Origin of the sequence: Variovorax sp. LjRoot290, assembly GCF_964253985.1 — a bacterium.
GTDB lineage: Bacteria > Pseudomonadota > Gammaproteobacteria > Burkholderiales > Burkholderiaceae_C > Variovorax.
The window spans coordinates 632,997-658,526 of the sequence record NZ_CAXURW020000002.1 but is presented as its reverse complement, the minus strand read 5'-3'; the positions used below and the strand labels follow the sequence as shown (position 1 = coordinate 658,526).

General features: G+C 61.1%; 22 protein-coding genes and 4 pseudogenes. 16 read left to right on the top strand and 10 right to left on the bottom strand.

The genetic code is table 11. From position 1 onward, the window contains the following. The first annotated feature begins 11 nt into the window (after positions 1–11). The 12 genes from acuI (at position 12) to ACSQ9A_RS32025 (ending at position 13,329) form a co-directional block, all read left to right on the top strand. Positions 12–998, top strand: a complete 987-nt coding sequence (acuI, locus tag ACSQ9A_RS32080; protein ID WP_436306877.1) for an acrylyl-CoA reductase (NADPH) — start codon at positions 12–14, stop codon at positions 996–998. Positions 999–1,008: 10 nt separating this feature from the next. Then, complete coding sequence (locus ACSQ9A_RS32075; protein WP_436297696.1) at positions 1,009–2,649, top strand: thiamine pyrophosphate-dependent enzyme; 1,641 nt, start codon at positions 1,009–1,011, stop codon at positions 2,647–2,649. 96 nt (positions 2,650–2,745) lie between these two features. Continuing rightward, the gene (locus ACSQ9A_RS32070) at positions 2,746–3,711 is read left to right on the top strand and encodes a Bug family tripartite tricarboxylate transporter substrate binding protein (RefSeq protein WP_436297697.1); all 966 of its coding nucleotides are present in this window, start codon (positions 2,746–2,748) and stop codon (positions 3,709–3,711) included. Positions 3,712–3,854: 143 nt separating this feature from the next. Then, on the top strand, positions 3,855–4,463 hold the full coding sequence (locus ACSQ9A_RS32065; protein ID WP_436297698.1) for a 2-hydroxychromene-2-carboxylate isomerase: 609 nt from the start codon (positions 3,855–3,857) through the stop codon (positions 4,461–4,463). Next, positions 4,460–5,650 carry an acyl-CoA dehydrogenase family protein gene (locus ACSQ9A_RS32060; protein ID WP_436306876.1) on the top strand — a complete coding sequence of 397 codons (1,191 nt, stop codon included), beginning with the start codon at positions 4,460–4,462 and terminating at the stop codon, positions 5,648–5,650. The genes ACSQ9A_RS32065 and ACSQ9A_RS32060 overlap by 4 nt, the downstream gene beginning before the upstream one ends. Before the next feature lie 12 nt (positions 5,651–5,662). Then, positions 5,663–6,820, top strand: a complete 1,158-nt coding sequence (locus tag ACSQ9A_RS32055) for a CaiB/BaiF CoA transferase family protein (RefSeq protein WP_436297700.1) — start codon at positions 5,663–5,665, stop codon at positions 6,818–6,820. A 129-nt stretch (positions 6,821–6,949) separates the two neighbouring features. Next, entirely contained in the window at positions 6,950–7,747 is a 798-nt protein-coding gene (locus ACSQ9A_RS32050) for an aldolase (RefSeq protein WP_436297701.1), read from the top strand. 143 nt (positions 7,748–7,890) lie between these two features. Beyond that, complete coding sequence (locus tag ACSQ9A_RS32045; RefSeq protein ID WP_436297702.1) at positions 7,891–8,910, top strand: amino acid ABC transporter substrate-binding protein; 1,020 nt, start codon at positions 7,891–7,893, stop codon at positions 8,908–8,910. An 81-nt stretch (positions 8,911–8,991) separates the two neighbouring features. Beyond that, positions 8,992–10,164 (top strand): amino acid ABC transporter permease, encoded by a 1,173-nt coding sequence (locus ACSQ9A_RS32040; protein ID WP_436297703.1) that lies wholly within the window; start codon positions 8,992–8,994, stop codon positions 10,162–10,164. 2 nt (positions 10,165–10,166) lie between these two features. Then, positions 10,167–11,258 (top strand): amino acid ABC transporter permease, encoded by a 1,092-nt coding sequence (locus ACSQ9A_RS32035; protein WP_436306875.1) that lies wholly within the window; start codon positions 10,167–10,169, stop codon positions 11,256–11,258. 63 nt (positions 11,259–11,321) lie between these two features. Then, positions 11,322–12,062 carry an amino acid ABC transporter ATP-binding protein gene (locus tag ACSQ9A_RS32030; RefSeq protein WP_436297705.1) on the top strand — a complete coding sequence of 247 codons (741 nt, stop codon included), beginning with the start codon at positions 11,322–11,324 and terminating at the stop codon, positions 12,060–12,062. 61 nt (positions 12,063–12,123) lie between these two features. Continuing rightward, a complete protein-coding gene (locus ACSQ9A_RS32025; protein WP_436306874.1) occupies positions 12,124–13,329 on the top strand; it encodes a trans-sulfuration enzyme family protein in 1,206 nt (401 codons plus the stop codon). Positions 13,330–13,493: 164 nt separating this feature from the next. On the opposite strand, the pseudogene ACSQ9A_RS32020 reads toward ACSQ9A_RS32025, so the two are convergent. Next, a pseudogene (locus ACSQ9A_RS32020) lies at positions 13,494–13,949 on the bottom strand (transposase); the annotation flags it as partial. A 417-nt stretch (positions 13,950–14,366) separates the two neighbouring features. Then, positions 14,367–14,903, bottom strand: a pseudogene (locus ACSQ9A_RS32015) (IS5 family transposase); the annotation flags it as partial. 320 nt (positions 14,904–15,223) lie between these two features. Between ACSQ9A_RS32015 and ACSQ9A_RS32010 the strand changes: the two are divergent. Further along, positions 15,224–15,597: pseudogene (locus ACSQ9A_RS32010) on the top strand (Lrp/AsnC family transcriptional regulator); the annotation flags it as partial. 93 nt (positions 15,598–15,690) lie between these two features. On the opposite strand, the gene ACSQ9A_RS32005 reads toward ACSQ9A_RS32010, so the two are convergent. The 6 genes from ACSQ9A_RS32005 to ACSQ9A_RS31980 form a co-directional block, all read right to left on the bottom strand. Next, positions 15,691–17,019 carry an MFS transporter gene (locus ACSQ9A_RS32005; protein ID WP_436306873.1) on the bottom strand — a complete coding sequence of 443 codons (1,329 nt, stop codon included), beginning with the start codon at positions 17,017–17,019 and terminating at the stop codon, positions 15,691–15,693. A 223-nt stretch (positions 17,020–17,242) separates the two neighbouring features. Further along, the gene (locus tag ACSQ9A_RS32000) at positions 17,243–18,136 is read right to left on the bottom strand and encodes a LysR family transcriptional regulator (protein WP_436297850.1); all 894 of its coding nucleotides are present in this window, start codon (positions 18,134–18,136) and stop codon (positions 17,243–17,245) included. 116 nt (positions 18,137–18,252) lie between these two features. Beyond that, complete coding sequence (locus ACSQ9A_RS31995) at positions 18,253–19,374, bottom strand: trans-sulfuration enzyme family protein (RefSeq protein WP_436297708.1); 1,122 nt, start codon at positions 19,372–19,374, stop codon at positions 18,253–18,255. Positions 19,375–19,548: 174 nt separating this feature from the next. After that, entirely contained in the window at positions 19,549–19,869 is a 321-nt protein-coding gene (gene sugE / locus ACSQ9A_RS31990) for a quaternary ammonium compound efflux SMR transporter SugE (RefSeq protein WP_436306872.1), read from the bottom strand. Positions 19,870–19,940: 71 nt separating this feature from the next. After that, positions 19,941–20,285, bottom strand: a complete 345-nt coding sequence (locus ACSQ9A_RS31985) for an antibiotic biosynthesis monooxygenase family protein (RefSeq protein WP_436306871.1) — start codon at positions 20,283–20,285, stop codon at positions 19,941–19,943. 15 nt (positions 20,286–20,300) lie between these two features. Beyond that, a complete protein-coding gene (locus ACSQ9A_RS31980) occupies positions 20,301–20,933 on the bottom strand; it encodes an FMN-binding negative transcriptional regulator (protein WP_436306870.1) in 633 nt (210 codons plus the stop codon). 84 nt (positions 20,934–21,017) lie between these two features. Here ACSQ9A_RS31980 and ACSQ9A_RS31975 point away from each other — a divergent pair, with 84 nt between their 5' ends. Beyond that, entirely contained in the window at positions 21,018–22,496 is a 1,479-nt protein-coding gene (locus ACSQ9A_RS31975; RefSeq protein ID WP_436306869.1) for a PLP-dependent aminotransferase family protein, read from the top strand. Here ACSQ9A_RS31975 and ACSQ9A_RS31970 read toward each other — a convergent pair. Continuing rightward, positions 22,483–22,731, bottom strand: a pseudogene (locus tag ACSQ9A_RS31970) (helix-turn-helix domain-containing protein); the annotation flags it as partial. The gene ACSQ9A_RS31975 and the pseudogene ACSQ9A_RS31970 sit on opposite strands and share 14 nt — an antisense overlap. 178 nt (positions 22,732–22,909) lie before the next feature. Beyond that, positions 22,910–23,836, bottom strand: a complete 927-nt coding sequence (locus tag ACSQ9A_RS31965) for a LysR family transcriptional regulator (protein WP_436306868.1) — start codon at positions 23,834–23,836, stop codon at positions 22,910–22,912. A gap of 321 nt (positions 23,837–24,157) precedes the next feature. On the opposite strand from ACSQ9A_RS31965, the gene ACSQ9A_RS31960 reads away from it, so the two are divergent. Together ACSQ9A_RS31960 and ACSQ9A_RS31955 are read left to right on the top strand one after the other, a co-directional pair. Then, positions 24,158–25,129: an NAD(P)H-dependent flavin oxidoreductase gene (locus ACSQ9A_RS31960; protein ID WP_436306867.1), complete on the top strand. Its 972-nt coding sequence runs from the start codon at positions 24,158–24,160 to the stop codon at positions 25,127–25,129. Positions 25,130–25,140: 11 nt separating this feature from the next. After that, positions 25,141–25,530 carry a tautomerase family protein gene (locus ACSQ9A_RS31955; protein ID WP_436306866.1) on the top strand — a complete coding sequence of 130 codons (390 nt, stop codon included), beginning with the start codon at positions 25,141–25,143 and terminating at the stop codon, positions 25,528–25,530.

Below are 25,530 nucleotides of genomic sequence, written 5' to 3'. Positions count from 1 at the left end.
GGAACGAAAACATGTTCAAAGGCATCGTTGTGGAAAAGGACGCGGAAGGCTACCGCGCCTCGCTGGGTGAGATTGATGAGAGCCGCCTGCCTGCGGGAGACGTCACAGTCCGGATCGAATACAGCACGCTGAACTACAAAGACGGGCTGGCTATCACCGGAAAGGGCCCAGTTGTCCGGAGCTTTCCCATGGTGCCGGGCATCGACTTCGCCGGGGTGGTAGAGCAGAGCGACCATCCCGAATTCAAGCCTGGCGACCCGGTGGTACTCAACGGCTGGGGAGTTGGCGAAACGCACTGGGGCGGACTCGCACAGCGGGCGCGCGTGAAGGGCGATTGGTTGATTCCTCTCCCGAAGCGTTTCAGCGCCAGAGACGCCATGGCGATCGGTACTGCGGGGTATACCGCGATGCTGTGCGTGATGGCCCTGGAGTGGCATGGGCTGAAGGCGGCGGATGGGCCGGTGCTCGTGACAGGTGCGAATGGTGGCGTAGGAAGCGTTGCGGTCGCCCTCCTGGCGAACCTTGGATACAAAGTCACCGCGTCCACGGGGCGGCTCAATGAGTCTGACTATCTGCGGCGCCTTGGTGCAAGTGACCTGATCGATCGCAGCGAGTTGAGCGAACCGGGCAAGCCGCTGCAGAAGGAGCGCTGGATCGCCGCCGTGGATTCGGTTGGCAGCCACACGCTGGCCAACGTATGCGCGCAGCTTCGATACAACGGCGTGGTCGCTGCGTGCGGCATGGCTCAGGGGCTCGATCTGCCTGGCTCGGTCGCGCCCTTCATCCTTCGTGGCGTAAGCCTCATCGGTGTCGATAGCGTGATGCGTCCAAAGGCAGATCGCGTCGCAGCCTGGGAACGGCTGGCCCGGGACCTGCATGGCCCGATCCTGGAAGACATTGCGGGCGAGATCCCACTGGCACAGGCGATTGACGCCGCCGCAAGACTCATGCAGGGCGAGATCCGAGGCCGTCTGGTTGTCAACGTGAACGCGCCGTAAAAGGACAGTCATGACGTATCGAGTTGCCGAGGCAATCGTTGACAGCATGGTCGCGCATGGTGTGGACCGTGCGTTCAGCGTTCCCGGTGAAAGTTTTCTGGCGCTCCTTGACGCGCTTCACGCGCGGCACGACTTCGATTTGGTGACATGCCGCCACGAAGGGTCTGCTGCCTTGGCGGCGATCGCAGACGCCAAGCTGAGCGGCCGCGCCGGCATCGTCATGGCAAGCAGGGGGCCCGGGGCGTTCAATGCCGCGATCGGAGTACACGTCGCGGCCGAAGAAGCGGCTCCACTGATCCTTTTGATCGGCCAGGTCGAAACGCCAAACCTGGGCAGGGGTGCCGTTCAAGAAATCGACTCCTCAAAAGCGTTCTCTGGTTTGCTGAAATGGTCGGGACGTATCGACAGGGCGGCCGGCGCCGGCGAAGTAATGGCTCGAGCCTTTTCTGCAGCTGCGTCGGGAACCCCTGGTCCGGTCGCGGTGGAGTTGCCCGAGGACATCTTGAACGAGCTGGTCGACCGGCAGCCCGCGCGGGTCCATGGCTTGGCGCTGTCGGAGGCGAGGCTGGAGGACGCGGCGCGCGTGCACGAGCTGCTTTCCAAGGCCAGCCGCCCGATCCTGATCGTGGGCGGGGAATGCCGGACCCAGGAATTCCGCAGCGACCTCCAGGAGCTCGTCAGCCGGTGGGGTATTCCCATCGCCCTCACCAACAAGAACCAGGACCAGTTCTCGAACACAGATCCTCACTGGATTGGTCAGCTGAGCTTCTTCACCTCGCCCGCCCATACGGCCCTCTTCAGCGAAGCTGACCTGCTTGTCGCGATCGGCAGCCGCATGGGTGATGTGTCGTCTCTGGGATTCGCCTTCCCGCGACAAGGTGCCAATCCGCAGAAGCTCGTTCATGTGTATCCCGATCCGTCCATGATCGGGCGTCACTTTCCGACAGAATTGCCAATGGTCTCAACGGCGCATGGATTCGTGCGTGCTGCACTGCGCCATGGTGGCTCGGCATCGGTGTCCGGCCAATGGCTAAAGCGGGTGCGCGAGACTGCTGAGCGTGCACACGGGTGGCAGCCGGAGAACGTGGTGGCGAATGACGTCATGGGCCACACGATCATGGCGCTTGCACGGCTGGCCCAGAGCGACGCGGTCTTGACGACCGATTCTGGAAACTTTGCATCCTGGGTTCACCGCATCTTCAAGATGACGCCGGCAAATCGGCTGCTCGGCTCGGCTTGCGGAGCCATGGGGACGGGCGTCCCCGCTGGGGTAGCGGCTGGCTTGCGCTATCCGGGTCGAGAAGTTCTCGCCTTTGTCGGCGATGGAGGATTCCTCATGAATGGCAACGAACTCATTACCGCAGTCGATAGGAAGCTGAACCTGCGCGTGGTGGTGTCCAACAATGGGTCGTACGGAACGATCCGTACCCACCAACAGCGGCACTTCCCCAATCGCATCAGCGGCACTGATCTGGCAAATCCCGGCTTCGCGAAGCTTGCCGAGGCATTTGGAGCTCGTGGATTCAGGATTGAGCACGCCAGGGATGCCGCAGCCATCGTCGAGCAAGCCATGGGCATCAAGGGACCGGTACTGATCGAGGTATGCAGTGATCCAGACATGTCGGTTGAACGCTCCCTCAAGTGGGATTGAGCGACCCGCCCAGAATGCCCCGTTTCGGCCGGAGTCAGCAGCGACGGTTTCGACGCCCGCATGTCATCTTGTAACGCAAGCCTCTAGGAGAAGTGGATGTCAATAAAATCGAGTGCTGCCGCCGGTCTTTTCATGCTCTTCGCTTTGGGGGCCGCGCAGGCAAGTGACTTTCCGAGCGCACCCATCCGGCTCGTCGTACCCTATCCACCGGGTGGCCCGGTCGATTTCGTGGGGCGCGTCATCAGCGTTCCATTGGGCCAGGAGCTTGGCCAGCCGATCGTCGTCGAGAACAAGGCGGGAGCCGGTGGCAACGTAGCCGCCAACGAGGTGTCTCGTGCCAAGGCTGACGGATACACGTTGTCGCTAGTCTACGAAACGCATGCGACGACGAATCTCTTCTATAAGAACTTCAAGTGGGATGCCTTCAAATCGTTCGACTACATCTCGTTGCTGGGCTACTCCCCCCTCGTTCTGACGACGTCCACGCAATCTGGCCTGGATACGCTGCCCAAGCTGATCACGGCGTTGAAAGAAAGGCCTGGTGCACTCAACCAGGCCATTACTGGGCCCGGCGCAGCCAGCGTCCTGAAGCCTGAGCTGCTTCACCAGGCAATGGGCACCAAGGTGACTTACGTTCCGTTCCCGGGAGTGGCCCCCGCCCTGCAGGCGCTGGTGGGTGGGCAAATTGACATGGCTCTGGTGTCGGTCACGGCGGCCCTGCCGCTGATTCAATCGAAGAAGATCAATGCGGTGGCGGTCGGTGCGACTAAGCCCCTGGCCGCGCTGCCCGGTGTTCCAACCATGAACAGCGCTGTGCCCGGTTTCGAGTCGACCGCTTGGGTCGGCATCGTGGCACCGAAGGGTTCGTCCAGCGAGGTATTCGGCCGTCTTCAGACCGCAGTGCACAAGGTGATGATGAGTGACGCAGTCAGGAAGCAACTCGAAGCATCGACGTTCGTTGTGTTGGCGACCGACCAGAAGGGCTTCACGGATCGCGCGCGGGCAGACTACCGCGACGCCGAACATCTGGTTCAGAAAGGCATCTTGAAGCCCGATGAGTAAAGGAAATGCGATCGGCTGGTCGTCTCGAGCGGCCGCTGGCGGCAGCAATGGCACGGTGTCGTGGTAAGCCGGTCTGGTGATCCGCAGAAGCCTTTGTCGGCCCGCGATTGAAAGCAACAAACAATCGACTAGGAGAATGGTAGATGACCGATTCGATCGACGCCTTCTATTGGATTCATTCTGACTGGGCCTACTTCGGAGGCCCACGCCTGAAGGCCATGGGTGAGCGTCATGGCCTGAAGGTCAACCACCGTCCGGTGGATCTCACGACTGTCTATGCACGCACGGGCGGCATAAAGCTTCCGTACCGCTCGGCGGAACGGAAGAACTATCGCCTTCTGGAGATGAAGCGATTTCGCGAGATTCTCGGCATGCCGATCAACCTCGAACCAAAGTATTTTTGCGTCACGGGGCATCTACCGTCATGGTTCGTGATAGCGGCGGAAGAGTTGGGGCATGACGTCGCGGACCTGAGCCAAGCCATCATGCGGGCGATCTGGGTCGAAGAGCGCAATGCCGAGGACCCGGCCACGCTGGTGTCGATTGGCGACGAGATGGGGTTCGACGGGACGAAGATTCTGAAAGCGGCTCAGGATCCTCGTACCGAACTGACCTACATGAAGTACACGAATGAAGCGATAGAGCGCGGCGTCTTCGGAGCTCCTTTCTACTTTTTTCGCGGCGAAGCCTTCTGGGGTCAGGATCGACTCGACATGCTAGAGAGGACCATATCCAAGGCCCTTGGATCATGAGACCCATATCGGAGGCAAACCTCGCGTCGAGCATCTATGACGAATGGGATGCCCTCCTGACACCAGAGGAAGTAGATCTCGTCCGAAAGGCGCAGGCCTTCTGTGATTCCGAGTTGATTCCATTCGCCGAGCACGCCCATCGGACTGGGAGCGCACTTCCTAAAGAGCTCGTTCAATGCTGGGCAGCGCTCGGCCTTCAGGGACTGCAGACCCCACGCGAACTTGGTGGCCAAGGGGCCTCCTACTTGGCGAAGATTCGGGTCGTGCAGGTCTTGTCACGCTCAGCCTTTGCGGCGGCGTTCAGCCTGAACAATTCGCACAGCATGGTCCAAATGATGGCGACTCAGGCTTCGGTGCAGTTGAGAGAACGCTATCTGGGCGATCTTCTGTCCGGGAAGCTGGTCGCCTGTATTGCCCTGACTGAGCGCGGCGGCGGCAGCGACCTGGCCGCGATGAAAACTACTGCGAAGAAGGTCTCGGGTGGCTGGATCCTCAACGGCGAGAAGGCTTGGATCACCAACGCGACGATCTCTGATCTCGCCGTGGTTGGTGCGCAGACCGGCACCGGGACAAAGGGCATTGGACGGTTCCTGGTGCCCTTGCGGGAGCGAGGCGCAGAGAGGTTGGGCGCTCATCCGCTGGACGCGGGCACGGCGAGTGGTGTCGGTGGGCTGAGGTTCAATGACGCCTTCGTTCCGGAAGATCATCTTCTGGAGCAGCCAGGGGAGGGATTCAAGCGTTCGATGGCAGCCATCAACGGGGCAAGGGTGCATGTCGCCGCCATGGCGACGGCTTGTCTTGAGCGTGCACTTGAAGTGGCAGTCAGCTATGGGCAGCGCAGGACCGTGTTCGGCAAACCTCTCCTAGAGCATCAAGGATTGCGCTGGCAGCTGGCCGATGTGGCGAACGAACTGGAGGCAACCAATGCGCTCGTGCTGCGCGCGGCGCGGCTGATATGCGCCGGCGAGAGCGCTGAGCTCCCGGCCGCGCACGCAAAGAAATTCGCAACGTCGAGCGCGGTCTCAGGCATCGAGCGCTGCATGCAAAGCATGGGGGCAAATGCGCTATCGCGCGAGCATGGACTGCACCGGCAGCTGGCAGAGGTCAAGATGGCGAGCTATGCGGATGGAACTACCGAAATCTTGAATGAACGGATCGGCAGCCACCTGGTTCGGCGATATCCATGAAAGGGACCTGCGATGGACCTGGGTCAGTCGTTCGAGGGGATCCGCGTCTGTGATCTCAGCCAGGGAATCGCGGGACCGCACGCGACAATGTTGCTGGCACAGTATGGCGCGGAGGTCGTCAAGGTGGAACCTCCCGAAGGGGACTGGGGGCGACTGCTGGGCCCCCGAAGCGAGGACCACTGCGCGCATTCGTGGCACTACAACCTTGGAAAGAAGTCGATTGCGCTGGATCTGAAAACAGCGGCTGGCCGAGAGATCCTGACGAAGATTGCGAGCCAATGCGACATCTTCATCGAGAGCTTCAGGCCCGGGGTGATATCGCGCCTCGGCTTCTCCCATGAAGCTGTGAAGGCGATCCGGCCCGACGTGATCTATGTTTCGGTTTCTGGGTTCGGACAGACGGGCCCATACAGTCAGCGCGGGACAGTGGATTCCTTGATCCAGGGTTTCTCGGGGATGATGGTGATGAACCGCACTGCCGAAGGCGTGCCCCAGCGCCAAGGCATGGTCGCTGCCGATGTTGTTACGGGTCTGTATGTGTTCTCCTCTTTGACAGCTGCGCTTGCTTCGCGGCAACAGACCGGCAAAGGGGGATACCTGGACCTCAGCCTCATGCAGTCTGCCGCTGCGTTTCAGGGTGCGAAGATCGCGGAGTTTCATGCCAGCGGAGGCGAACCCAAGTCCTTCTATGGGCCCGTCGGATACCTTCCAACCTGCGACGGAGGTGTTTCTGTCTCCTGCCGGAAGGAAGAACACTATGTCCTGCTCTGCCAGGTGCTCGGGCGTCCGGCGCTGACGGACGACACGCGCTTCAAGTCCGGCGAGGACCGAGTCCTAAACGAGGCCGTGCTCATGCAAGTACTGGCGCGGTTGACGCAACCCTGGACAACCGCGGCTCTTCTCAAGGCACTTCAGGACGTGGGAGTGCTCGTCGAGCGTGTGCAGTCTTACGGTGAGTGGCTGAACAACGAACAGGTCCTCGCGACTGGGGCATATCGCTGGACGAATGCCGGCGCCCTTGGTCAGCTGCCGCTCGTAAGCTTGCCGGGCATCAATGCGCCACGACCGAATCGATGCCATTCGCCGAAGATCGGACAAGACTCCGTTGCCGTGTGCCGGCAATTTGGTGTTGACGAGTCATTGATAGACCAGGCCCTCAAACGGGCCTAGTCAGCTCATAGCTGCTATGCACTGCAGTGCATGGCTTCTTGTGCGGTCGCCCAGGATACTTTGTGTCATCGCCAGGTAATATTTTCCTGGCGATCCTGCGACAGAAAGACTGATCAGGAGGCACACCACATGGCTGAGGACTTGCGATCCAAGGACTACTTTGACGAACGTGCCACGAAGGATATGGCCAAGCACCTGGCGTCGCCTCGCCGGACCATGAAGGAGACGCTGGCCTGCGCTTGCCGGATTCTCGCCATGACTGGGCAGGAGGCGGGGCTTGCAGGCCAGATCAGTGCTCGATCCGGCCGCGAAGGCGCGTACTGGACGCTCAGGTTTGGGCTCGGCTTCGACGAGGCCACTCCGGACGACTTTATCGAAGTCGATGGCGACCTGAACACGCTGACAGGTATCGGCATGCCGAATCCGGCGACGCGTTTTCATCTGTGGGTCTATAAGGCGCGTCCCGACGTTCAGTCCATCATCCACACGCATTCGCCATGGGCGTCCGCACTCGCTGCAGCCAGGCAGCCATTGGTCATCGCCCAGATGGACATGACCCCCCTCCATGACGATTGCGCGTTCCTGCCGGACTGGCCAGGGGTTCCCATTGCCGATGACGAAGGGGTCATCATCTCCAGGGCACTGGGATCGAAGCGAGCGATCGTCCTGGCGCACCACGGCTACCTCACAGCGGGAAAGACCACACAGGAAGCCACCTACTTGTCGGTATACCTCGAGCGCGCTGCGAGGATGCAGATGCGGGCGCAAGCCGCATTTGGTCCCTTGACGCCCGTAGACGACGCTTTGGCGCGCGAGGCTCACGACTATCTCCTGAAGCCGTCGATCGTGAACAGCACCTTCGACTACTGGTGCAGGCAGACCGAAGCAGGCTCGGCGACGCCGCTCGCCGACCAACTGCGCCAATAGAGCACTTGCCCAACCGCGCCGCCTTCCGGCGTTGGTTCCGATGAGCATGCGCCAGGCATGTTCGTCCTCCATTCGCTCGCCCGCCCACTTCTCCACGCCCAGCGCCTGCGCTGAAAAAACCTCAGTCCACAAGGAAGATAGCCATGAAACTTGTCCACCTCGCGACCGCCGCCCTGATGGGCCTTTGTCTCTCAGGCCTGGGCCATGCCGGCCAAACATTCGACACGGTGAAGAAGCGTGGTTTTGTGCAATGTGGCGTCTCTACGAATCTTCCGGGATTCGCGTTCACCGACAGCAAGGGGGAGTGGCAGGGCATCGACGTCGACACGTGCCGCGCCATTGCAGCCGCGATGTTCGGAAACGCGACCAAGTTCAAGGTGATCCCACTGACGACCCAGGCACGCTTCACTGCACTTCAGTCCGGTGAAGTCGACGTGCTGACGCGCAATACGACCCAAACCATGTCGCGCGATACCACCCTGGGCCTCATTGGCGTTGGCGTGAACTTCTATGACAGCCAGGGCATCATGGTGACCAAGGATGCCAACGTCAGCAGTGCCAAGAACCTTGCGGGCGCCACCATCTGCGTCCTGCCGGGAACCACTACCGAACTGAACCTCACCGACTGGTTCCGCGGTCTCAAGCAAACGTTCAAGCCGGTGCTGCTGGACACCGTCGACGAGATCAAGCGCGCGTTCGCGTCTGGCCGCTGTGATGGCATCACGATGGACAAGTCGCAACTGGCGCTGGCGCGTATCGCTTTTGGAAACACGGACAAATACGTGATCTTGCCGGAACCGCTTTCCAAGGAGCCACTCGGACCGATGGTCCGTCAAGGCGACGAAGCGTGGTTCAACGTCGTTCGTTGGTCTCTCAATGCGCTTCTGGAGGCGGAGGAATACAACCTGACGTCCAAGAATGTCGACGAGGTTGCGAAGGGCAGCGCCCCGCCCAACATCCAGCGGATCCTCGGCACCACCCCGGGGATGGGAAAAGGACTCGGACTTGATGACAAGTGGGCATACAACATCATCAAGCAAGTCGGAAACTATGGCGAAATGTTCGATCGGAGCCTGGGGGCTGGGAGTCCGATGAAGCTCGAGCGCGGCTTGAATGCCTTGTACACGAAGGGCGGTTTGATGTACGGGTGGCCCATTCGATAGCTCCACGCCCATGCGACAGATGCGACGCGCGAGTGGCGCGCGCATCGTCGCGATCGCGCCAGATCCGCACTCAACCTCCCCATGAGCTCACCCCAACGCGCTCCGCTTAGATTCAACTGGAACAATCCAGAGTTTAGGGCAATTGCCTATCAGTTCGTCGTTGTGGGCCTGGCCGCCCTCTTGGCGTACTACCTCATCTCCAACACGTTGCACAACCTCGCAACGCGCAACATCGCGACTGGTTTTGCATTCTTGGAAAGAGAAGCGGGATTTGCGATCGGCGAGTCGCTGATCGAGTATTCACCCTCGGACACCTACGCTCGGGCGATCCTTGTCGGCCTCGTCAACACGTTGCGGGTCTCCGCCGTCGCATTGGTATTGGCCACGATTCTCGGCGTCATTGTCGGGATTGCCAGGCTGTCGAACAACTGGCTCATCGTGCGGCTGGCAAGTGCGTACGTCGAACTGATCCGCAACGTGCCGCTTCTGCTGCAACTGTTGATCTGGTACGCCGTTGTTGGTGAACTTCTACCTGGTCCGAGATCAGCCTTCCATCCGCTTCCGGGCATCTACATGTCGAACCGCGGCATGCTGATGCCGTCGGTTGACGGGCCGGCCGTTGCGGGGATCCTTTCAGGATTGGTGCTCGCTGCAATTGCCACGGTGGCCGTTGGCCGCTACCAGCGCTCCAACCGGTGCCGGACCGGGGTCCAGTCAAGACTATGGCCGTTCGGCCTGATCCTCTTCCTGGTCATGCCGGCAGTTGGCTGGCTCGTTGGTGGGCGCGAATTTCACTTCAGCATCCCTCACCGGAGCGGCTTCAACTTCGAAGGAGGCTGGGCGCTATCTCCCGAGCTGTTCGCATTGCTGGTTGGCCTGATCACCTACACAGCCGGATTCATTGCAGAGATCGTTCGCGCTGGCATTCAATCGGTGAGCCATGGTCAATGGGAGGCGGCACAGACGCTCGGACTGACGCGAGCACGGGTGCTTCGGCTTGTCATTCTGCCTCAGGCGCTCCGCGTGATCGTTCCTCCTACAACAAGCCAGTACTTGAACTTGGTCAAGAACAGTTCGCTCGCCGTCGCGATCGGCTATCCCGATCTGGTTTCCGTCGTCAATACCGTCCTGAACCAGACCGGCCAGGCTATCGAGGGCATCTTGATCATCATGGCTGCGTTCATGACTGTGAGCCTGACGGTCTCGCTGCTGATGAACTGGTACAACAAGCGCATCGCCTTGGTGGAAAGATAAGCATGAGTACGACGACTCACACGAATCGGCCCACCGTGCAGGCTCCACCCAAAGTCCATGTCAAGCCCTTGACCAGGCTTCGCCAAAGCCTCTTCCAGTCCCCGACGAGCGCGGTCTTGACAGTCCTGACGATCTGGCTTGTGCTGATGCTGGCGCCTCCATTGGTGCAGTGGTTGCTGGTCAAGGCGAGCTTCCGGGCCCCTGACGCACAGGCCTGTAGAGAAGCGGGCGGAGCCTGCTGGGCCTTCATCCGCGAGAAGTACCGGCTGATCCTCTTCGGTACCTACCCACACGCGGAGCAATGGAGACCATTGCTCGCGACGGGGATGCTGATGGCGTCGATCGTCTGGACCGCCACGCGCCGACTGAGCGGACTTCAGATTGCCGGGCTATGGGTGCTCACCATCCTGGCAGTGGCGACCTTGATGTGGGGCGGATTCCTGGGTCTGGAGTTCGTCGAAAACACGCGCTGGGGCGGCCTGCCCTTGACGTTGATCCTGTCGACGTTCGGAATCGCGTTCGCCTTTCCCATAGGTATCTTGCTCGCCCTGGGACGTCGTTCCCAAATGCCGGCGATCAAAGCTATGTGCATTGCGTATATTGAGCTGATACGCGGCGTGCCTTTGATCAGCCTGCTGTTCATGTCGTCGGTGATGCTGCCTCTGTTCCTGCCAGAGGGCTTCAACATCGACAAGCTATTGAGGGCACAGCTCGCGATCATCTTCTTTGCGGCGGCCTACGTTGCGGAAATTGTCCGTGGCGGACTCCAGTCGATTCCCAAGGGCCAGTATGAGGGCGCCGAATCCATCGGACTGAGCTATTGGCAGCAGACGCGCAAGATCGTCCTGCCGCAGGCCCTCAAGGTTGTAGTTCCGCCTTTGGTGAGCACCTTCATCGCGCTGTTCAAGGACACGTCGTTGGTCGTCATCATTGGAATCTTCGACCTGACGCAAGCAGCAAAGGCGGCTCTTTCTGATCCAGCGTGGGCAGGCTTCGGCGTAGAGGCGTACCTGTTCATCGGCATGATCTATTTTGTCTTCTGCTATTCGATATCCAAGTACAGCCGATCTCTTGAGCGGGATCAGAAGCGTTAGCGTTTCGTCGCAACGCACGCGCGACAGGCACCGAGGCATCTCGAACCCACAAAGGGAACATCAATGAACGAAGTGATCGTCAGTCTGCAGAAGGTCAACAAGTGGTATGGAGACTTCCATGTCCTGCAGGACATAGACCTGAGCGTTCGCAAAGGAGAGCGGATCGTGATCTGCGGCCCATCTGGCTCGGGCAAGTCCACGATGATTCGGTGCATCAACCGGCTCGAGGAGCACCAGTCGGGGGTCATCACGGTCGACGGCGTCGAATTGATCCATGACCTGAAGCGCATCGAGGCCATCAGGAAAGAAGTCGGAATGGTCTTCCAGCACTTCAACCTGTTTCCTCACCTGACCGTCTTGGAGAACCTCACGCTGGGCCCGACCTGGGTTCTGAAGAAGCCGTTGGCCGAAGCGCAGGCGATCGCAATGAAGTACCTGGAGCGAGTTCGCATCCCCGATCAGGCACACAAATACCCGGGCCAGTTGTCTGGGGGGCAGCAGCAGCGCGTTGCGATCGCCAGATCGCTGTGCATGTCGCCAAAGGTGATGTTGTTCGACGAGCCTACTTCGGCACTGGATCCCGAAATGGTCAAGGAAGTGCTCGACGTGATGGTCAGCCTGGCCGAGGAGACGAAGATGACCATGCTCTGCGTGACGCACGAGATGGGCTTCGCCCGCAAGGTTGCGGACCGGGTGATCTTCATGGACCGAGGGGAGATCGTCGAACAGAACGTCCCCGAGCTTTTCTTTGGAAACCCGCAAACAGATCGCGCTCGCCAGTTCTTGAATCAGATAGTCCACTAGGCGCAGCGGTTGCTGAGCCAGATAGGCCTCACCGGCACATTTCACAATGAAAGAGTCAAGCATGAAAGAGGAATCGCAGGGCCTGGGTTTCCAGACACGCGCGCTGCATCATGGTCACGATAGATCGGATCCCTACGGGGCCGTTTCGCCACCGATCTACATGACCTCAACCTTCGCCTTCGAGAACACGGCAGAAGCAGCAGCGGTCTTCTCCGGAGAAAGCGAGCGGTACGTCTACGGCCGGCAGCACAATCCGACACAGCATCTCCTGGAGACCAGGCTTGCAGAGCTTGAGGGGGCCGAGGCCGCTCTGGCCACCGGGTCAGGGATGGGCGCAATCTGCTCCACCTTGCTCACGCTCCTCTCCGCCGGAGATGAGTTGATCGTGCATCACACCATGTATTCGACGGCGGCTTCGTTGGTCGACGAGGGGCTGCCGCGCTTCGGTGTGAAAGTCACGAAGGTTGACCTCACCAAGCCCGAGAGCCTGAAAGAGGCGTTGTCCGATCGCACGCGGCTCGTGTACTTCGAAACGCCCGTGAACCCGACGGCTCAGCTGTTGAACATTCGCGAGCTTGCAAAAGTGGCGCACAGCCGTCCCGGCGTTCGGGTGCTTGTCGATTCGACGTTCGGCTCGCCCGCCCTGCAGCGGCCTATCGAGCACGGTGCCGACCTCGTCGTGCACTCCATGACGAAGTACATCAACGGACACGGCGATCTGCTCGCGGGAGTCGTGCTTGGAGATCTGGCGACGATCAAGCGGATCAGGTCGGCGGGCTTGAAGTACATGACGGGCGCGACGCTCTCGCCAATGTTGTGCTTCCTGGTCATGCGTGGGCTGAAGACGTTGACGTTGCGGATGCGGCAGCACAGTGAGAGCGCGTTGAAGGTTGCTCGCATGCTGGACGCCCATCCGGCGGTGAAGCTCGTGAGGTATGCCTACCTCGAAGGCAGCCCCGATCGTCAACTCGGCCTCTCGCAGATGAGTGCGGGTGGAGGGATGATGTCCTTTGAGTTGCACTCCGGTGTCGGCGGTGCGATCGCGATGATCGACCGGTTGAAGCTCGTATCCAGGGCAATCAGCTTGGGCGACACGGAAACTTTGATCACGCATCCAGGCACCTTGATTCTTGCGCGTCAAAAGGTCGAGCCTGCCGCACGTCTCAGCGCAGGTGTGACGATGGACCTCATCCGGTTGTCCGTCGGACTGGAAGATGCGGAGGACATCATCGCTGACCTTCGACAGGCACTTGACTCATTGAAGTAACCATAGGGACGCGGGAGTGAACACCTAGGGAGACGCTGAACTATGAGCGTCGCAGCCAGAGTTGAAGACATGACGAAGGAATGCAGCCGAGGAATCCGTCGACTTCGCGGTGCGCGGCCTTCGCCGCTTAGGTTTTGCGCCTCGTTCGAGGCTACTTTCGTTGTTCAAGACGCACCTCGGGCTGCGACTTGCAGGAGCGACCTCCTGGCGATGACCAGGTTGGCCAGCCCGAACAGGCTGAACAGCTGCGCTTCGTTCTTGGCCAGGCCCTTGTAGCGCGTCTTCTTGTGACGAAACAGATTCTTGATCACGTGGAACGGGTGCTCGACCTTGGCCCGCACGCTCGCCTTCAGCTGCTCGGCCTTCTCAAGCAGGCGCGCCCACTTGCGCGTCGGGTCCAGTTGCCGACGCTTGCCCGGCTGCATCGCGACATGCCACTTCGGGCCCCGCGCCTCTGCGCGTTTGTCGACACCCCGGTAACCCGCATCTCCGAAGGCCACGGACTCCTCGCCGTGCAGCAGCGCGCCGGCTTGCGTCACGTCGTTGACGTTGGCCGCCGTGGCGACCACCGAATGCACGAGACCCGATCCGGCATCCACACCCACATGGGCCTTCATCCCTAATGTGGCGTTGGTCCATACGTGGCGCCCAGCGAGTCCGCCGTCTGGAGATTGGTCGATGAGCGCCACATAAGTTTCACGGCGACGTAGTCTCGGATTCCCTCAGTTCACAAGGGAGATCCGATCATGTTCGAGACTCTGTATCGGTATCCGCCCGTCGTGGCCCGGCATCTCGTTGGACCGGCGGCCAAGGAGCGAGGCCGCTTTGTCGCGCACTTCGCTGCGTCGGGTGCCACCAGCGATTCGGTTCCACCCGTCAAGCAAGCCGTGGCATACCCGGCCGCACATCATGTAGTTCCGGCGACCGTTGTGATTGGAAATTTATGTGGCGCTCAGCAAACGGCCTCCCGAGGGCGACGCCGCTTGGCGCCACATATGGACCAACGCCACATTAGGGCTGAAATGTGGTCGACCACATCTCATGCCGAAGTGCCATTGGTTTCCCTTCTTGGTCTGGTGCATTTCGGGGTCGCGTGTGTTGCCCGCGTTCTTGGTCGAACTCGGCGCCGCGATGATGGTCGCGTCCACGATGGTGCCCGCGCGCATCAGAAGCCCTTGCTCGGCAAGATGGGCGTTGATCTCCTCGAACAGGGCCTTGGTGAGGTCGTTGTCCAGCAGCAGTCGCCTGAACTTCAGCAGCGTGGTGGCATCGGGCACCGACTCGCGCGACAGATCGATGCCCACGAAGTCGCGCAGCGCCTGGCTGTCGTACAGCGCGTCTTCCAACGCCTCGTCGGCCAGGCCGTACCACTGCTGCAAGCAGTACATGCGCAGCATCCTGGGGACGCCGATCGGCTGGCGGCCGACACGACCGCTCGTGGGATACAGCGGCTCGATCACGCCGACCAAGCGCGCCCAAGGCACGACGCGCTCCATGTCGGCCAAGAACTTCTCGCGACGAGTGCGCTTCTTCTTCAATGCGTATTCGGCGCTGGCAAAACTGCGTTGGCTCATGTCCGTCATGCCCTCAAACGTGGTCCTCTCACGCATGCATACGCCGTGCCGGGATCGATCAATTAATCAGCGTCTCCCTAGACGCTCACTCACTGGTCGGCGTCTGGAATGAGCAGCGGAATTGAGCGGAGCCGGCATATCCTTGCCGTCTCCCGCCTTCGCAAGGGCAGGGGCGTTCGGGCTGTTCCGTTCGCATGATCGACGCAACGATGCGCTTCTGGTTCACCCCGCTGAATCATGATCAGCTTCATGGGCATCACCCGATCATCAAGCCGGGTTCCTGTAGAGCTCTCCAGGAGGCGCACTCCAGCGCGTCGTCATCTCCATCGCCCGGCCTGGTACGCGTGAAAGCACTGGAGTCTGATGCCGTGATCGATCTGTATGCTGCCTTGTGCAACGCTCCGTCGCTTGGTCTCGGGGTTGAACGACTTCGTCTCCATCAGCCTGACGACACTGAGCAAGGAGTCACTCGCCGAGTTTGAGCGCCGAATCGCCGAGCATGACGAGGTCATGGAGTGCTATCTGATGACCCGGAGATGGTGACTATCTGATCCGCGTTGCGGTGGCGGATATAGCAGCGTTGGAGAGATTTATTCTGAACCAACTCACACCCATCTCGTGGATCGAGAAGATCCGATCGAACTCTGCCCTGAAGCAGGTTCGATACAGGACTGTTTTGCCACAGCCACGATGAGATGTGAAGCAATGGGTGCGGTTGCAGCCGATAGTGGCCAGACGAACAATCGAAAGTATCGACGACCACCTCGCGCGCCGACCTGTGAATCGCTCACGACCGGGCCGGTTGAGATGCTCTTGTCAAGACCGAGAACTTAGAGGGGCCGTGCATGAAGAGCGAGCTGACGATCGCAACGACGCCAAGCGCGCTGAGGTACCACACGATGTATCGGGGGCTACCGCCTCCATAGGCGAGCAATGAAGTCGCGACTATGGGGGCCAGTCCGCCGCCGATGGCACCCGACACCTGGACTGCAATGGAAATGCCGCTGTAGCGAACCTCAGGGGGGAACTGGGCGGAGAACAGGCCGCCTTCGGGACCGTACAAAGATGCGTAGACCACTCCGATAGCGATGACGACGGCCATGGTGATTGACCGCGCATCGAGGGTCTGCAGGAGCGAGAAGAACACGGGTGCAAAGACGAGGATACCCACGGATCCGGCCAGGAAGATCCATTTGAAGCCCACCCGATCGCCGAGGACCCCGAAGATCGGCATGGTGAACAATGCAAGCAGGGCGCCCCATACGGTTGCGTCAAGCATCAATGCTCGTGGAATGCCTAGCGTTCCAGATGCGTAGGCCAAAGAAAATGTGACGACAGTGTAGAACCAGGTGACCTCCGCCAAGCGGCCGCCCACCACCACGAGAACCTCCTTTGGGTATTGGCGCAGAACCACAAGAGCGGGCACCTCCACCTTGTCTCCTTTGGTTTCCATATGCTCGAAGTCCGGCGATTCGGCCACCTTGACCCGAATAAACCAGCCCACAAGCAAGAGGAAGACGCTGGCAAGGAATGGGATGCGCCAGCCCCAGCTCAACATGTCTGACTCCGGGAGCTGAGTGACCGCACCCATTGCAAGCGACGACAGAATCAGACCCGGTGCGACACCTGTTTGCGGCAAACTTCCGAAGAACCCCTTCTTCCCTTCTGGAGCATGTTCGACGGCCATAAGCACCGCGCCTCCCCACTCGCCACCGACCGCGAGGCCTTGAAGGAAGCGCATCAGAACAAGCAGCACTGCTGCCCAGTAGCCGATGCTGTGATACGAAGGGATCAGGCCAATGAGGATGGTTGGTATGCCCATCAGGAACAGTGTGATGAGCAGCATCGATTTGCGACCAACTCGGTCGCCGAAATGGCCAAAGATGATGCCGCCGAGGGGTCTCGCGAAGAATCCGACCGAGTAGGTCGCAAACGCAGCCAAGGTTCCAGTCAATGGGTCGATCGACGGGAAAAAGATCTTGTTGAAGATCAGCGCCGCTGCGGTGCCATAGAGAAAGAAGTCGTACCACTCAATGGTTGTGCCCATCATGCTCGCCAGGCCAGCGGTCACGTACTGCCGCCTTGAGCGGGTTGCCTGATTGGCTGCGGAGGTCATCACAAGTTCCTTTCAACTTCGAGTCCAGCAAGTCGCTCGGGCCCTGCATCGAGCGGACAGATGCAAACGCGATGGCATCGCTGCATTCGCGGCTCAGGAGCACGACGTCTGCGGTGAAATCCTCCTAGAGGAGCAGGAACTTTCGCAGCAGGACAGCTTCAGAAGCTGGTGCGATTCTGTTTGTGCAAAGTCGTGAGCGCCAATGAAGGCGGTCTCATATCAGCTATTCCGGCTGCTCACGCTGCAGTTGTTCAGCGACCTGCAAGACGCAAACGAGGAGATCAGAGGTCAGGGGCGTCATCGCCTTGGCCGTCTTGGAGATCGCTACCACCCGGCGACGTAACGCAGGTCGCTCGATGTGAACCTTGCGAAGCCCGTAGTCGGCGAGTAGCTTTTCGGGGATCCGTGACGGCAGTATGCAATTGCCAACGCCGGAGGAAACAAGCTTGAGCATGGCGTCTATGGTTTCTGCTTCGGCAACATAGGTAGCTTGCAACCCAGCGCTATGAATCATCCGTCTGAGCGCGTAGTGAGCCGGAAAGCCGACCAGGCGCAGATTGAGGATAGACAGGTCCTGGGGTGTGTTCAGAGGACTGTCATCGAGGACGATCAATGCCATTTCGTCCTCGAACAGCGACTTCGATGTCAAGGTACCGCAGTCCACTGCAGAGTCATAGACGAACCCCAGATCCGCCTTGCCTTGGTCGACCAAAGCTACGACTTCGGGCGAACTGCGGCTCAGAAGCGAGAGATTCACATCCGGGTGCGTGCTGACGAACAGCGAAACCACTTCGGCGACGAAGTAGTAGCTGAGCGTATGGACCGTCGCCAGCCGGACGGTGCCGTGAGTGACTCCTTGCCGGCGTACGCTGTCGACAGCCCGATCGATTTCTCTGAAGGCTGGCGCCAGGGCGTCATAGAGTCTCGTGCCGGCCTCGGTGAGTTCAACCCCGCGTCCCGTTCGAACGAACAGTGATTGACCAAGGTTCGATTCGAGCGCAGCCAATTGCTTGCTCAATCCGGACTGTGTTTGGTCAAGCTTGTCGGCAGCTTTTGATAGCGAGCCGAGCTCCGCTATGCACAGAAAATACCGCAGCGGCCGGTCAAGTGTTTCGATCGCCATGGTGTTCTGTGGTTAGTAGTTGTGTGCGTGATCGAGTTGGCAGCCGACCTCCCATGGGGCCGATCAGCCGTCCGGGCTACGATCGCCGCGCTGCACCATTATCGACAGAGTCATGGTGAAGCAGAACGTATAGCCGAGTCGAGGTCGTCCCAGAGATCGTCCGCATCCTCGATGCCGACACTGAGCCGCAGGAGCGAAGGTGGAAGGTGGCCCTGTCCCGGGATCGCAGCTCTTCTTTCCATCGTTGATTCCACGGCACCGAGACTGGTGGCATGACGGATGAGCCTGACGTTTTTGCAGATGCTGTCAGCAAGACCAGCTCCTCCACGCATATCGAACGAAATGATGGTTCCGAAGCCCTTGAGCACACGCTTGGCAGTACTATGCGTCGGATGTGAGGGCAAGCCTGGATACCGGACACGGGTGATCAGCGGATGCCCCTCAAGCCGCTCTGAAAGCACCATGGCTGTTTGTTGGGCCTGCTGTAAGCGAAGCGCGAGAGTTCTCGCGCCGCGGACGGCAAGGAAAGCTTCGAGCGTTCCTGGTGTCGCGCCAGTCAGCTCGCGGGATTTCCTGAGGGCGTGCCACAGCGCGTCGTCTGTTGTCGTGGCGACCCCTGCCAGTAGATCGGAGTGGCCGCCAATGAACTTGGTTGCCGATTGCAGAGACACCGTGGCACCGAAGTCAAGCGGGCGCTGATTCAAAGGAGTGGCGAAGGTGTTGTCCACTGCCACGATCGCTCCGGCCTTGCGTGGAGCTGCGCAGATCGCCTCCAGGTCCGCTACGGTCAGCAGGGGGTTCGAGGGCGACTCAAGCCAAATCAGGTCAGCGACGCCGCAGGCGTGAATCCAACCGGCTGTATCGTCCACTGCAACGCGCTGCACCGACCAACGCCTTCTTTCAGCGCCCGCTGCCGCCAGGCCCGCAACACCTTGATAGCAATCATCTGGCAGCACGACAACGGCACCAGCCGCAAGCTGATCAAACACTGAGGCAATGGCGGCCATGCCGGAGGCGAACGCGACGGCCTTGCCGGACTCAAGCCCGCCGACAACTTCCTCGAGTGCTTCCCAGGTCGGGGTGCCATCATCACGCGAATACTCGCGCCCGCTGCCGATGATGAAGTTCGAAGCTGGGATTGGCGGTACGCTCAACGGAGCGCCGGGCTCGGGGGAGCGGCCTGCCGTGACGAGCCACGATTCCGGCTTGATTGCAGACGGGTGCTTTTCCATTCTCAGTATCTCCAGAAGGTTTGTGGGGCGGAACTATTGATGCGAGTTCCGTTGGATCCCATGGCCATTGCTCATGTTGGTATCGATCTGGCCACGAACGTGCTTGCGATGCACGGCGTTGATGATGCAGGCAAGCCACGCGTACTCGGAGGCTTGCACCTGCACCCAAGCAGACTACGCCGAGCTTGCCAGCTTGAGGCCGACGATACCGGCGACGATGAGCCCCAGGCTGAGCAGCCGACCGGGCGCTGCGGGTTCGCCGAACAGGATGATGCCGAGGATTGCTGTGCCGACGGCCCCGACTCCTACCCAGACGGCGTAGGAGGTGCCAACGGGTAGGGACTTCATGGCGATTCCCAGCAGCACGACGCTGATGACCATGGCAGCGACCGTGAAGATGCTTGGCCACAACCTGGTGAATCCATCCGTGTACTTCAGGCCAATGGCCCAACCCACTTCAAGAAGACCGGCGACAAGCAGAAGCATCCAGGCCATATGATTCTCCACTCCGCGATCCAGACGCCGCATTCGATCGACTCCGTCGCTGTTCATAAGACTGCCGAAATTCAGCGGACATGAGGTGCTGACTGCGTTGCGTCAGCGAGCGGGTGCGCAATGCCGCCATCGCCATAGGAACGGACGACCTGCGCAATGACGACCTGATAGCCTTTGAGCCAGTGCGCTTGCCGCTGCTTCGCAGCGATGTGTGCCGGGTGCTTCATGAGTTCCTGAAGTGCGTCCATGGTTTTCCAGTAGTACACGTTCGAGATGAGTCCTGTTGCATGGTTCTCCCAGCTCTCTTCGCCCAGGTAGCCGGGGATGGATCTGGCAATCTGGGCAATGACATTGTCCAAAGCGTGGAACTCGTCGTCGAACTGGCCCTTTGCGAAAGTGAAGGTGGATGTGTACATGGGTTTGTGTCGGCCTTAACTCGTTCCGCTGGCATGGCGCATCAATCCCGCCAGTTCCTCGCGTCCGCGCGCCTTCAACATTTCTGCGGCATTGAGGCGGTCACGCGCTTCCTTGTTCTGGCTGAGCTTGGACTTGCCCACCAGCGAGGTGACGGCAATCTCGATGCCCACGATGTTGCGCACCATGCTGTCGATGTACTCGGGTGCGGAGTCGCCCATCTTCCAGGGCTTCGGCTCGGCCGCCTCGTGGCGCCGCGTCAGGCGCGCGATGATGCGGCGCGCAAAGCGCTCGTCGTCATGCACGGTGAGCACGCCGTGCGCGTGCACCACCTCGTAGTTCCAGGTCGGCACCTGGCGGTGCGCCTCCTGCTTGGACGGGTACCAGCTGGGCGAGATGTAGGCCTGGGCACCGCCGAAGATGACCATCACCGGAGTTCCCGTGGGGCAGCGCTGCCACAGCGGGTTGGCGCGAGCGACGTGCGCCGAGAGCAAGCCATGTGCTCCAACATCGGGATCGAACTCGAAGGGGAGGTGATCGGCGTCCAGGCCCGCGGTCCCTTGCGTGACCAGCGCACCCAGCGGATGCTCGCGGATGATGCGGGTCAGTTCCTCGGGTCTTGTTTCGGCGAAGTGCGTGGGGATGTACATCGGGGGAAGGTGGGAATGGTGTGGGCAGCTGGTACTGTCGCGCGGAACCGGCACAATGGGAAGGTCCAGTTCCATTCCTTTTGCATGGACCAGTTTCATACGCCGCTAAGCCCAAGTTCTGGTGCCGACAGGGCCGGACGCCGCATCTACGACCTGCTGCGTTCCCAGATCGCCGACGGGACGCTCGCCGCAGGCGCGCAGGTGCCGTCCACGCGTGCCCTGGCGGCAGATTTGGGGGTGTCGCGCACCATCGTCACCGCCGCCTACGAGCAGCTTGCGGCCGAGGGCTTTCTTGCCACGTCGGCCGGGCGGGTTGCCCGTGTCGCAAGTCCGCTGGCTGCGCCCGAGCGTCCCGATACGAAGCCGAAGCAGCGCGGCAGGACTGCACCGACTCTCTCGGCCTTCGGTTGTCGCTTGGCGGCGATCGACATGCCCGGGCTTGCTCCTGCGGAACCTTGCCGCATCGACTTCCTGTACGGCGCTGTGGCCTCTCGCGACTTTCCGGCGCTGGCCTGGCGGCGTGCCTACCAGGCCGAACTGCTGCGCCATCAACGCCGGCTCTACTACGTCGCGCCCGAAGGCGATGCGTCGCTGCGCCGATCCCTGCAGGGATACCTCCGGCGCGCGCGGGGCCTGGCCTGCGATGCCGAGCAGATCCTCATGGTGCACGGCTCACAGCAGGCCATCGACCTGTGCGCGCGGCTCCTGTTGAATCCCGGCGACGCCTTCGTCTTCGAGGAGCCCGGCTACCTGATGGCGCGTCGGTGCTTCGAGGCCACCGGCGCGGAGGCCTTGGCAATACCGGTGGACGCCCAAGGCCTGGACACCGCCATGCTGCCAAACGACGATCGCACCCGCCTGGCCTATGTGACGCCTTCGCACCAATTTCCACTGGGAGGTGTGCTGCCGATCGGCCGGCGCCTCGAGCTGCTCCGTTGGGCACGAACGCACCACGCCTGGGTCGTGGAGGACGACTACGACGGCGAGTTTCGCTACGGCCAGCGCCCGATCGACGCACTGCAGTCGGTGGACAGCGATGGCCGCGTGATCTACATAGGCACTTTTTCCAAGGCGCTGTCGCCGCAGCTTCGGCTCGGCTACCTGGTGCTGCCGCCTGAACTGGTGCCGGTGTTCCGGCAGGCCAAGCGACTGGCCGACCGCCATGCGCCTGTGCTGGAGCAGCGTGTGCTGGCGTCGCTGATCGACAGCGGCGCCTACGAGCGTCACGTGCGGCGCACGCGCCGCGAGCACGAGCGTCGCCGGGCGGCGTTGCTCGAGGCCATTGCGCGCCACCTCCCTGCGAGCGCCACGGTCATCGGCGCGGCGGCCGGGCTGCATGTGGTGCTCTGGCTGCCATTCCTGCGGCCGCAGGACGAGCCCGCGCTGGCGGCTGCTGCCCGCAGCAAGGGCGTGGGTGTCTACCCGGTGTCGCCGCTGTTCGCCAAGCCGCCGTCGCGCATGCAACCCCGGCCGGCTGGACTGATCCTGGGATATGCCAGCCTGAAGGTGGAGGAGATCGATCAGGGTATGCGTGTTCTGGCAGCGGTGCTCGCCGAGCGGTGAGCGAAGCCGAGCGCTGAAGTGCGCCTTCCGCGCGCCAGGTCGAGAGCTTGTCGGCATAGGGATCGAGCCTTCTCGAGCTCGCCCGCTTGGCGTAGCGCGGCTCTTCTTCGCCGGCCCGCAGGTACTTCTTTACGGTGTTGCGAGACAGGCCTGTACGCCTTGCGATCTCGCGGATGGACATCTGCTCGCGTAGGGCCCAGCGTCTGATGACACTCAATGTCGCCACGTCTATCACTCCTAGGATCCCCTGCTTAAAAAATGAGCAGGGTAGGGTTTTACGTGGGTCAGTCTTAGACGGAAATTACTGCGTTTAGAGGGTCAATTTTCTGTGGCATTCAACAGTCGATAAGCCTTTCCTCGATGACGAGGAGGCCTGCGAGTTCACGAGTGTAGAACGAGCCAAACCAACTCGCTCACTGAGCAGCCACTGGCTCAAACATGTCGCTCACCGGAAAATCGCCAAGCTGGCGCAGTGTCGGACGCGCCAGGCACTCGCGAAACATCCGCATCGCGGTTGACTCGAAGGCGTCTCGACGTGTGACGAGCAGCGTTGGCGCGCGGGAGATCGAGGCATCGATTTCGTGCACGACCAAGCGCTCGTGTGCAAACGACCTTGCGACCACATACCGAGGCAGCAGGGTGACGCCGACGTCGGCGCCGACGCAGCCCAGAATGCCTTCCAGCGTTCCGAACTCGAGCCGCCGATAGGACGGGCGGCCGAGCTGGACGAGCAACTGCTCGAGGCGCTGACGGTATGAGCAGCCGGCTCGGAACATGAGTGCGGTCAGCGGCGCTGTCTCATTGCGCAGAGCCGCGAGGTGAGGCCAGCGCCGCGACGTGACCAGGACCAGCTCCTCATCGAAGATCTTCTCGGCCTTCAGCCGGGGGTGATCGATCGGTCCCGCAACAAATGCGCCGTCCACCTCGTTGTCTATGACGCTCTGGATCAGCTCGGCCGTGGGCCCGGTGCGCACGACCAGCTCGACGGCCGGATGGCGGGCGTTGAACTGACCCAGGACTTCCGGCAGACGCACCGCGATGGTTGTTTCCATGGAGCCGATCACTAGCGGCCCTCTGGCCTGGCCGTCGTCGCGCGCGTTGGCAGCCGCTTCCTGCAACAGTGCCACTGCACGAGATGCGTAAGGCAACAGGCGCATCCCTGCGCTGGTGAGGGCGACGCCGCGGCTGTGACGTTCGAACAGCGGCACGCCGACCTCGTCCTCGAGCGCCTTGATGCGGCTGGTGACGTTGGACTGGACCGTGTGAAGCTCCTTGGCTGCCTTGGTGATGCCTGCGCAGCGAGCCACCGCAGCGAACGTTGTGAGATCGCCAACTTCCATATGCATCTCCAAATCAGATCAAAAAAGCCACCGACTTCAGTCAGCAGGTTGCTTGCGCAAGATCTGTACCTGCAAAAAAACGGGCTTAGCGAGCAGATGGTGCGAACGCGCCCCACCGAGGGGCATCGTAGGCAGTTTTTATGGGATCTCGCCCATGGTTAGCCCTAGGTGCATGCGGCAGCGGGACGCCCCGTCGGCACCGCCAAGATGTCTGGCGAGCAATCTATTTCTCAGATTGTCGGCATCAAAACAAATCGTTTCCCAGGATTTGATCGGCTTCCTAGCATCCGGGCCTTCCACCACCCCATGTCGAGGAGACCCATGCTCACCAATCGCTTCACCGAAAAGTTCGGCCTGCAACATCCGATCGCTCTTGCGCCCATGGACCCTGCCTCTGGCGGCGTGCTCGCCGCGGCGGTGTCGAATGCCGGCGCACTCGGCCTCCTGGGCGGCGGATACGGAAGTCACGAAGTCCTGGAGCGCGAATTCGACCTGGCTGGCGATGCGTCCATTGGCTGCGGCTTCATCACCTGGTCGATGGCGCGGGATGTATCGCTGCTCGACAGGGCGCTGGCGCGCCGGCCGCGATGCCTGATGCTCTCGTTCTCCGATCCCGAGCCCTTCGCCGCAAGAGTGCATGCGGCGAAAATTCCGCTGATCTGCCAGGTGCAGACGCTTGAGCACGTGCAGCGCGCACTCGACGTCGGCGCGGCTGTCGTCGTGGCGCAGGGGACAGAGGCGGGGGGACACGGCTTCGACCGGCAAACCACGATGACCTTCATCCCCGAAGTCGCCGACTACCTGGCAGTGAAGGGGCCGGAGACAATTTTGCTCGCCGCTGGAGGCATCGCAGACGGACGCGGTCTGGCGGCTGCATTGATGCTTGGTGCCGACGGAGTCTTGATGGGAAGCCGCTTCTGGGCAACCCAAGAGGCCCTCATCCACCCGAACGCCAAGGCTCGCGTGACGCAGGCGCGCGGATCGCAGACGATTCGCACTTCCGTGTATGACATCGTGCGCGGAAAGGCCTGGCCAAAGGAATATACCGGCCGCCTCATGCGCAACGACTTCATTCATCGCTGGCACGGGAACGAAGAGGCGCTTCGGAGCCTGCGTGAATCGGAACTGCGCGCCGTCGAGGCGGCGCATGAGTCCGGCGACTACGACTGCGCGAATGTCACCGTGGGGCAGGCCATTGGCCTGATCGCCGACATCCCGTCGGCCGCCGATGTCGTGCGCCGGACCGCCCGGCAAGCGCAGGACATCATCAACAACGTGCGCCGCTGCGGCTGAGAGGTCCGCACATGCCACTCTTGAAGTTCGACGTCATTCAAGGACGAGACGACGAGCAGCTTCGAGCGCTCCTCGACAGCGCCCACATGGCGATGGTGGAGGCGTTCGAGGTGCCGCTCTCCGACCGCTATCAATGTGTCACGCAGCATCGACCGAATGAACTCGTGATCCACGACACAGGGCTGAATCTTCCGCGTTCGAACAATGTGGTGCTGCTGACCGTTGTCACCCGGCCCCGATCCGACATGCAGAAGACAGACTTCTACCGGCTGCTTGTCACCAACCTGCGCAGGGATTGTGGCCTGCGCGCGGAGGACGTGGTGGTCAGCCTCGTGGAGAACAAGGACGCGGACTGGTCCTTCGGCCTTGGGGAGGCTCAGTTCCTGACGGGGGCGCTCTAG